Below are 8,585 nucleotides of genomic sequence, written 5' to 3'. Positions count from 1 at the left end.
GACGCCGCCACCGTCGTCCCCGAGCCCGCCGCTGGCGACCCCGCAGGCGAGCCCGTAGGCGACCCCGCCGACGGCTACGCCGCCGCCGAGCGCGCCGCCGTGCATCGCGTGATGCGCGAGCGCCGCGACATCCGCAAGGGCTTCCGGACCGACCCCGTCCCGCACGAGGTGCTGCTGCGCGTCCTGGAGGCCGCGCACACCGCGCCCAGCGTGGGGCACTCCCAGCCGTGGGACTTCGTCGTCATCCGCTCCGCGGAGACCCGCAAGACCATGCACGAGCTGGTCGCCCGGCAGCGCGAGGCGTACGCGAAGTCGCTGCCGAAGGCCCGGGCCAAGCAGTTCAAGGAACTGAAGATCGAGGCGATCCTCGACACGCCCGTCAACATCGTCGTGACCGCCGACCCCACCCGGGGCGGCCGGCACACCCTGGGCCGGCACACCCAGCCCCAGATGGCGCCGTACTCCTCCGCGCTCGCCGTGGAGAACCTCTGGCTCGCCGCCCGCGCCGAGGGCCTCGGCGTCGGCTGGGTCAGCTTCTTCGACGAGCGCGAGATGGTCCGCGCCCTCGGGCTGCCCGAGCACCTGGAGGTCGTGGCCTACCTGTGCGTCGGCTACGTCGACGAGTTCCCGGAGGAACCCGAGCTGATGCAGGCGGGGTGGTCCAAGCGGCGGCCGCTGTCGTGGGTGGTCCACGAGGAGGAGTACGGGCGCCGGGCGCTGCCCGGCGAGGACCCGCACGACCTGCTCGCCGAGACCCTGCGCGGCATCCGCCCGCTGGACGCCAAGGCGCTCGGCGAGGCGTGGGAGCGCCAGAAGCGGATGACCAAGCCGTCCGGCGCGCTCGGCATGCTGGAGATCATCTCCGCGCAGCTGTGCGGGCTGTCCCGCAAGTGCCCGCCGCCGATCCCGGAGCCCGCGGCCGTCGCGATCTTCGCGGGTGACCACGGGGTGCACAACCAGGGCGTCACGGCCTGGCCCCAGGAGGTCACCTCGCAGATGGTGGCCAACTTCCTGGGCGGCGGCGCCGTGTGCAACGCCTTCGCCAACCAGGTCGGCGCCGAGGTCTGCGTCGTGGACGTGGGCGTGGCGGGCGAGCTCCCCAGCACCCCCGGCCTGCTGCCGCGCAAGATCCGGCCCGGTACGAACGACTTCACCACCGGTCCCGCGATGACCCGCGAGGAGGCGATGCGCGCCCTGGAGGTGGGCATCGAGACCGCCCGCGACCTGGTCACCGCCGGGAACAAGGCGCTGCTCACCGGTGAGATGGGCATCGCCAACACCACGGTGTCGGCCGCCCTGATCGCCGTCTACACCGGCGCCGACCCGGCCGAGATCACCGGGCGGGGCACGGGCATCAACGACGAGATGCACGCCCGCAAGGTCGACGTGGTGCGCCGGGCCCTGGAGCTCCACCAGCCGGACCCCAAGGACCCGATCGGCGTCCTCGCCGCCATCGGCGGCCTGGAGCACGCCGCGATGGTCGGCCTGATCCTGGGCGGCGCCTCGCTGCGGACGCCCGTGATCCTGGACGGCGTGAGCGCGGGGGCCGCGGCCCTCGTCGCGCGCGCCATCGCCCCGGAGGCGCTCGCCGCCTGCATCGCCGGTCACCGCAGCGCGGAGCCCGGCCATGTCGCCGCGCTCACCAAACTCGGCCTGCGGCCGCTCGTCGACCTCGACCTGCGGCTCGGCGAGGGCACGGGCGCGTTGCTGGCGCTGCCGGTGGTGCAGAGCGCTGCGCGGGCGATGCATGAGGTGGCGACGTTCGACACGGCGGGTGTCAGCGAGAAGGGCTGACCGTTTCTTGGTGGCGTTGCCCCGCACCGGGGTTGCTGGTGCGGGGCGCGCGCCGTCGTTCCGCTCATGCGGAACGATCGCCCACGACCAGTGACCCCGTAAGGTGTCCCCACCAGCGCATTCGTACTGAGGAGACCTGCTCATGGCCCGGACCGAACAAGCCGCTTACCCCGTTGGACTGCGTCTTGCCGGTCGCCGTGTGGTGGTTCTCGGCGGCGGTCAGGTCGCTCAGCGGCGGCTGCCCGCGCTGATAGCCGCGGGGGCGGACGTCCTGCTCGTCTCCCCGTCCGCCACCGCCTCCGTCGAGGCCATGGCCGACGCCGGTGAACTGCGCTGGGAGCGCCGTCGCTACCGGGACGGTGACCTGGACGGCGCCTGGTACGCCCTGATCTCCACCGACGACCCCACCGCCAACGAGGCGGCCTCCGCCGAGGCCGAGGCCCGTCGTGTCTGGGCCGTACGCAGCGACGACGCCGGCGCCGCCACCGCCTGGACGCCCGCCACCGGCCGCAGCGAGGGCGTCACCGTCGCCGTGCTCACCGGGCAGGACCCGCGCCGCTCCGCCGCCGTGCGGGACGCCATTGTCGAGGGCCTGCGCGACGGCTCGCTGGCCGCGCCGCACTACCGCGCCCGCGCCGCGGGCGACGGCCGTGTCGCCCTCGTCGGCGGCGGCCCCGGCGACCCCGACCTGATCACCGTGCGCGGCCGGCGGCTGCTCGCCGAGGCCGACGTCGTCATCGCCGACCGTCTCGGCCCCCGTGACCTCCTCGCCGAACTGCCCCCGCACGTCGAGGTCATCGACGCGGCCAAGATCCCCTACGGGCGGGCCATGGCCCAGGAGGCCATCAACGCCGCCCTCGTCGAGCACGCCAAGGCCGGCAAGGCGGTCGTCCGGCTCAAGGGCGGCGACCCCTTCGTCTTCGGACGCGGCATGGAGGAGGTCCAGGCGCTGGCGGAGCACGGCATACCCTGCACCGTCGTCCCCGGGATCTCCAGCTCCATCAGCGTGCCCGGCGTCGCCGGAATCCCCGTCACCCACCGCGCGGTCGCCCATGAGTTCACCGTGGCCAGCGGCCACGTGGCTCCCGACGACCCCCGCTCGCTGGCCGACTGGGCGGCGCTGGCGCGGCTGCGCGGCACCCTCGTCCTGCTGATGGCCGTCGAGAACATCGGCGTGATCGCCGAGACGCTCATCCGGCACGGGCGACCGGCCGGTACGCCCGTCGCGGTCGTCCAGGAGGGCACCACGGCCGCCCAGCGCCGCCTGGACGCCACCCTGGAGACCGTGGGCGAGCGGGTACGGGCCGAGGGCATACGTCCCCCGGCCGTGATCGTGATCGGCGACGTCGTCACGGTCGGCCCGCGCACCGGCGACTGACCGCCACGGCGACGGACCGGCCGGCCTACCGGCACCGGCCACGGGCCGGCGCCGAAGACCGACGGACCGACCGGCACTGGAGACCGGCCGGCCTTCGGAGAGCGAACGCACACCACCCCCGGCACCACGAGCACGACAAGGCGGCGCCCCATGGCCGACATCATCACCATCGACGACCCCGAGGACCCGCGCCTCACCGACTACACCGGCCTGACCGACGTCGAGCTGCGCCGCCGCCGCGAGCCCGCCGAGGGGCTCTTCATCGCCGAGGGCGAGAAGGTCATCCGGCGCGCGGGCCGGGCCGGCTACGCGATGCGGTCGATGCTGCTGACGGCCAAGTGGGTCGAGGCGATGCGCGACGTCATCGACGAGAGCCCCGCCCCCGTCTACGTCGTCACCCCGGACCTGGCCGAACGGGTGACGGGCTATCACGTCCACCGCGGCGCGCTCGCCTCGATGGAGCGCAAGGCGCTGCCGGAGGCGGGGGAGCTGCTGCGCACTGCGCGACGCGTCGTGGTGATGGAAAAAATTAACGATCACACCAATATCGGGGCAATTTTCAGGAGTGCGGCCGCCCTCGGCATGGACGCGGTGCTGCTCTCGCCGGACTGCGCCGACCCGCTCTACCGGCGCTCGGTGAAGGTGTCCATGGGCGCCGTCTTCTCCGTGCCCTACGCGCGCCTTACGTCCTGGCCCCGCGATCTGGAGACCGTCCGCGAGGCGGGCTTCCGGATCCTGGCCCTCACCCCGGCGGAGCAGGCCACCTCGATGGACGACGCGGCCCCGCACCGGCTGGAGCGGGTCGCGCTGATGCTCGGCGCGGAGGGGGACGGCCTGTCCGGCCGCGCCCTGCGGGCCTCGGACGAGTGGGTGCGCATCCCCATGGCCCACGGCGTGGACTCGCTCAACGTCGGAGCGGCCGCCGCCGTGGCCTTCTACGCGGTCACGAGCGGGCGTCCCCAGGACTGACCGCCCCGGCGGGGCCGGCCGCCCCGGTGGCGGCCACCGGTCCCGGCATCGGGGCCACCGGCGCCGAGGGCACCCCGCCCAGCGAGCGGGCCGGGCCCTGGCAGCCCTGGGCCGCCGCGATGCCCAGCGCGACCAGCAGCGTCACCACCACGAACACGATCAGCCGCTGCCGCAGCAGCTTGCGGTCCGGGCCCGGCCGCCGGGCGCCCGCGCCCGTACGGGCCCCGGGCCGGGACCGCCGGCCGGCCGCGGGCCGCTGCTGCGCGGGCCGCCGCTCCGGTGCCCGTACGCCCTCGGCCGGACGCTCGGGGATGTGCGGCCGCTGCGGGCGCGGTGTGGGCGCGCCGCCCGGACGGCGCTCGGTGCGCTGCCGCTCGTACTGCGCGGCGCTGCGCGCCGACGGCCGGTCCGGCTCACGGCGGGGAGACGGCGGCCGGCCCTCGGCGATGCCGTGTGCCTCGCGGGCCGCGATCTCCTTGAGCCGCAGCGACAGCTGAAGGGTGCTGGGCCGTTCCTCGGGGTCCTTGGCCAGGCATGCGTGGATCAGCGGCGCCAGCGCGTCGGGGACGCCCATGAGCTGCGGTTCCTCATGGACCACGCGATAGAGCATCACCTCCGAACTGCCCTGCCCGAACGGAGAGTCCGCCGTGCAGGCGTAGGCGAGGGTGGCGCCCAGCGCGAAGACGTCCGTCGCGGGGGTCACGGCCGCCCCGCGCACCTGCTCCGGCGCCAGGAAGCCGGGTGAGCCCACCGCCGTGCCCACATGGGTGAGGGTGGAGGCCCCGGTCGCCCAGGCGATGCCGAAGTCGATGATGCGGGGGCCCTTGGGGGAGAGCAGGATGTTGGAGGGTTTGAGGTCGCGGTGGACCACCCCCGCGTCGTGCACCGCGAGCAGCCCCTCGGCCAACGCGGCCCCGATGGACGCGGTCTGAGCCGCCGACAGGGGCCCTTCCTCGTTCACCTTGTCGTGCAGCGAGGGCCCGGGCACGTACTGCGTGGCGAACCACGGACGGTCCGCCTCCAGATCGGCGGCCACCAGCCGCGCCGTACAGCCGCCGCGGATCCGCCGCGCGGCGGAGACCTCCCGGGCGAAGCGGGAGCGGAACTCCTGGTCCTCCGCCAGATCCGGCCGGATCACCTTCAGCGCCACCCGCTGGCCGCGCCGGTCCGAGCCCAGGTAGACCACGCCCATGCCGCCCGCGCCGAGCCGCCGGTGCAGCCGGAAGGAGCCGACGACTCGCGGGTCCTCGCGCCGGAGCCGCATCATCGTCATCTTCGTCCCCTACCTCCGGTGGGGCTGCCCCACTTAGCTGCCCGGCCTCTGACGAGCCACAGCTTACGGATTGACGGACGGTCGCGCTCAGAGGCCGCGCATGCGTCGGCGAGTGGATTACCGGCGCCGGAGGAGGGGAGCGCGGGCCGTTCCCGGGGCCCGGAGCGCCCGGCCACGGCCCCGGGACGGCCTCTCAAGATCCCGTACGGAGAAGGGGATTGACGCGGTCCGCGGCGGCCCGGCGGGGCGGAGGCCGCCCGCCCGGGGCATGACCCGAACGTATGACGCGATGGGGGAGGGGACCGGGCGGAGGGCCGCGCGGGCGCCCCACCGGGGCGGGCGGGAAGTGAGGGAAGTCACCCGGGGGCGACCCCTGGGGGAAGACCCGGGGTCCGGGGCCATTGTTCTCCACCCCTGGGAGTAGCCCGGGCCGCCCGGCCTCATCCTCCCGTAGAACGCCCAAGGGGTACGAGGGCATGACGACCGGCCCGGGCGCCGCGCCTAGATTGGAAGGCAAGCGGCGGGTACGCATACTCGTCCCCCGAGGTCAGGTGCCCGCCGCTCCCTACGACGGATCTCTACGACGGATGAGACGGATGAGAAGGAGCGGGGCGGTGGCGGACATCGCGGAGCGCACGGCCCACCAGGTCCAAGGCGCCCTTGGCGACCGCCCCTCCGCCACCCGGCATCCGCTGGTCGCGGCGGCCATGGTGCTGCCGCTGGCGGCGCTCCTCGCCGTCGTCTTCGGCGGCTGGGACGCCGTCGTCACTCAAGCGTCGTCCGTGGCCGGACTGCTGGGGCACTGAAGCGCCCGCGACGCCCGGGAGAGCGGCCCGGGCGGGGCGGACCGGCCGATAACCCCGTGGGGACGGGGGTGCGGCGGACGGCACGACGGCCGGGTACCTGGGGAGGTGCCCGGCCGTCGCGTTTTCCCAGGTGAGAGCCGGGTGGGAGCAAGGAAAACGGCCGGGGCCGGAGCTCTTTCGAGCCCCGGCCCCGGCCGGTCTGTGCGCGATACTGGGATTGAACCAGTGACCTCTTCCGTGTCAGGGAAGCGCTCTCCCGCTGAGCTAATCGCGCGGGAAGGTCCATGGGGACCTCGTGGACGATACTGGGATTGAACCAGTGACCTCTTCCGTGTCAGGGAAGCGCTCTCCCGCTGAGCTAATCGTCCGGGATGGTGCTGCGTACTGCGTGCGCGATACTGGGATTGAACCAGTGACCTCTTCCGTGTCAGGGAAGCGCTCTCCCGCTGAGCTAATCGCGCGGGAAGGTCCTTGCGGACCTGGTGGACGATACTGGGATTGAACCAGTGACCTCTTCCGTGTCAGGGAAGCGCTCTCCCGCTGAGCTAATCGTCCTTGGAGGTGGAGACGGGATTTGAACCCGTGTAGACGGCTTTGCAGGCCGTTGCCTCGCCTCTCGGCCACTCCACCAGGAGTGCGGGGGTTCGGGAAGATCCCCCAACTCGAGCGGACGACGAGACTCGAACTCGCGACATCCACCTTGGCAAGGTGGTGCTCTACCAACTGAGCTACGTCCGCATTTGGCCTCCCCCGGGGGTTTCACCCGGGAGCTGCTCTCCGCCGTTTCGCTTCCGCGTCCCGGCGACGTGTTGAACTTTAGCGGATTCCGGCGCCAGCTCAAATTCCGTTTGCCCAGCATGCTGCGCTGATCGTTCTCCGGGCCGTCGTCCGGCCGCCGTCCGGAGGCCGTCCGAGGGCCCCGCCATAGACTCGATGACGTGCACAGCCTCCTCCCGACGCCCTCCCCGATGGCTCGCTTCGGCGGGCTTCTCGCCACCGACCTGCGCGATGTCACCACCGACCCGGCGGCCCTGGAGTCCACCGGCTGGTGGGCCGTCGTCGCCGACTTCGAGGGAGGGCTGTGCTGCGCGCGCTTCGGCGACGTACGCCCCGCTCCCGCGCCCGGCCCCGAGGCGGGCGCCTCCTGGCGCGGCCCCGCCCCCGACAGCTGGACCAGCTCCCTGGACCGCGACGGCTACATCGCGGGCGTACGCCGCGTCCGCGAGCACATCGCGGCCGGCGAGGTCTACCAGGCCAACCTCTGCCGCGTGCTGAGCGCGCCGCTGCCCGACGCGGACCGCGCCGACGTCGATGCCCTCACCGCCCTGCTGGCCCGGGGCAACCCCGCCCCCTACGCGGGCACGGTCCGGCTGCCCGCCCACGGCATCGAGGTGGCCACCGCCTCGCCCGAGCTCTATCTGCGCCGCGAGGGCGCGACGGTCACCTCCGGCCCCATCAAGGGCACCGGCCGCACCGCCGCCGACCTGCTGGAGAAGGATCACGCCGAGAACGTGATGATCGTGGACCTGGTCCGCAACGACCTCGGCCGCGTCTGCGCCACCGGATCGGTCACCGTCCCCGAGCTCTGCGCCGTCGAGCCCCACCCGGGCCTCGTCCACCTGGTCTCCACGGTGCGCGGCGAACTCGACGGGGGAGCGGGCTGGCCCGAACTGCTCGCCGCCACCTTCCCGCCCGGCTCGGTCACCGGCGCCCCCAAGAGCAGCGCCCTGCGGATCATCGAGGCCCTGGAGACCGCGCCCCGCGGCCCCTACTGCGGAGGCGTCGGCTGGGTCGACGCCGACCGGGGCACCGGCGAGCTCGCCGTCGGCATCCGCACCTTCTGGATCGACCGCACCGCCACCGGCGGCCCGGTGCTGCGCTTCGGCACCGGCGCGGGCATCACCTGGGGCTCCGACCCGGAGCGCGAGTGGGCCGAGACGGAACTCAAGGCCGCCCGCCTCCTCGCGATAGCGTCGGGCACACATCAGCCGGCAGGAGGGACGGAACGGTGATCATCTGGAGCGATGGCGCGCTCCGCGACGCGGACAGCGCGCGCGTGTCGGTGTTCGACCACGGACTGACGGTCGGCGACGGCGTCTTCGAGACCCTCAAGGCGACCGACGGCAGGGCCTTCGCCATGACCCGCCATCTGGCCCGGCTCGCCTCCTCGGCCCGCCTCCTGGGCCTGCCCGAGCCCGACCTCGACGAGGTCGGCCGGGCCTGCGCGGCGGTCCTGGAGGCCAACCGCATGCCGCTCGGCCGGCTGCGCGTCACCTACACCGGGGGCATCGCCCCGCTCGGCTCCGACCGCAGCACCGCCCGGCCCACCCTCGTGGTCGCCCTCGCCGAGCACACGGCCCCGGCC

Annotated in this window: 7 protein-coding genes and 6 tRNA genes; 6 read left to right on the top strand and 7 right to left on the bottom strand. The window is 73.8% G+C overall.

The features are described from left to right. The 3 genes from cobT to K6I33_RS27010 all read left to right on the top strand — a co-directional run. A partial coding sequence (gene cobT, locus K6I33_RS27020; RefSeq protein WP_229357139.1) for a nicotinate-nucleotide--dimethylbenzimidazole phosphoribosyltransferase occupies positions 1 to 1,794 on the top strand: 1,794 nt, incomplete at its 5' end. A 142-nt stretch (positions 1,795 to 1,936) separates the two neighbouring features. Further along, a complete protein-coding gene (gene cobA / locus K6I33_RS27015) occupies positions 1,937 to 3,172 on the top strand; it encodes a uroporphyrinogen-III C-methyltransferase (RefSeq protein WP_229357138.1) in 1,236 nt (411 codons plus the stop codon). A gap of 150 nt (positions 3,173 to 3,322) precedes the next feature. Then, a complete protein-coding gene (locus tag K6I33_RS27010) occupies positions 3,323 to 4,141 on the top strand; it encodes an RNA methyltransferase (RefSeq protein WP_229357137.1) in 819 nt (272 codons plus the stop codon). Here K6I33_RS27010 and K6I33_RS27005 read toward each other — a convergent pair. Beyond that, complete coding sequence (locus K6I33_RS27005; RefSeq protein ID WP_229357136.1) at positions 4,116 to 5,414, bottom strand: serine/threonine-protein kinase; 1,299 nt, start codon at positions 5,412 to 5,414, stop codon at positions 4,116 to 4,118. The genes K6I33_RS27010 and K6I33_RS27005 overlap by 26 nt on opposite strands. A 614-nt stretch (positions 5,415 to 6,028) precedes the next feature. Between K6I33_RS27005 and K6I33_RS27000 the strand changes: the two genes are divergently transcribed. After that, positions 6,029 to 6,220, top strand: coding sequence for a hypothetical protein (locus K6I33_RS27000; protein WP_229357135.1), 192 nt, complete (start codon positions 6,029 to 6,031; stop codon positions 6,218 to 6,220). Positions 6,221 to 6,422: 202 nt separating this feature from the next. Here the strand turns inward: K6I33_RS27000 and K6I33_RS26995 are convergent. From K6I33_RS26995 to K6I33_RS26970, 6 genes are all read right to left on the bottom strand, one after another. Next, positions 6,423 to 6,494 (bottom strand) — tRNA-Val (locus K6I33_RS26995). 22 nt (positions 6,495 to 6,516) lie between these two features. After that, positions 6,517 to 6,588 (bottom strand) — tRNA-Val (locus K6I33_RS26990). A 21-nt stretch (positions 6,589 to 6,609) separates the two neighbouring features. After that, positions 6,610 to 6,681 (bottom strand) — tRNA-Val (locus tag K6I33_RS26985). Positions 6,682 to 6,700: 19 nt separating this feature from the next. Beyond that, positions 6,701 to 6,775, bottom strand: a tRNA-Val gene (locus K6I33_RS26980). A gap of 1 nt (position 6,776) precedes the next feature. Continuing rightward, positions 6,777 to 6,850: transfer RNA gene (locus tag K6I33_RS26975), tRNA-Cys, on the bottom strand. Between the two features lie 35 nt (positions 6,851 to 6,885). After that, positions 6,886 to 6,958: transfer RNA gene (locus K6I33_RS26970), tRNA-Gly, on the bottom strand. Positions 6,959 to 7,188: 230 nt separating this feature from the next. Here K6I33_RS26970 and K6I33_RS26965 point away from each other — a divergent pair. Together K6I33_RS26965 and K6I33_RS26960 are read left to right on the top strand one after the other, a co-directional pair. After that, positions 7,189 to 8,232, top strand: a complete 1,044-nt coding sequence (locus K6I33_RS26965; RefSeq protein WP_229357140.1) for a chorismate-binding protein — start codon at positions 7,189 to 7,191, stop codon at positions 8,230 to 8,232. Beyond that, a partial coding sequence (locus tag K6I33_RS26960) for an aminotransferase class IV (protein ID WP_229357134.1) occupies positions 8,229 to 8,585 on the top strand: 357 nt, incomplete at its 3' end. The genes K6I33_RS26965 and K6I33_RS26960, both read left to right, overlap by 4 nt.

The organism is Streptomyces sp. UNOB3_S3 (assembly GCF_020740895.1).
In the GTDB taxonomy this organism is placed as follows: Bacteria; Actinomycetota; Actinomycetes; order Streptomycetales; family Streptomycetaceae; genus Streptomyces.
Note: the sequence above shows the minus strand (reverse complement) of the source record. Positions and strands in the feature narration are given on the sequence as shown.

Excerpts from the sequence above, each read along its gene's own strand:
- K6I33_RS27010 (WP_229357137.1), top strand. The coding sequence starts at position 3,323 with ATGGCCGACATCATCACCATCGACGACCCCGAGGACCCGCGCCTCACC.
- cobA (WP_229357138.1), top strand. The coding sequence starts at position 1,937 with ATGGCCCGGACCGAACAAGCCGCTTACCCCGTTGGACTGCGTCTTGCC.
- K6I33_RS27005 (WP_229357136.1), bottom strand. The coding sequence starts at position 5,414 with ATGACGATGATGCGGCTCCGGCGCGAGGACCCGCGAGTCGTCGGCTCC.
- K6I33_RS26965 (WP_229357140.1), top strand. The coding sequence starts at position 7,189 with ATGGCTCGCTTCGGCGGGCTTCTCGCCACCGACCTGCGCGATGTCACC.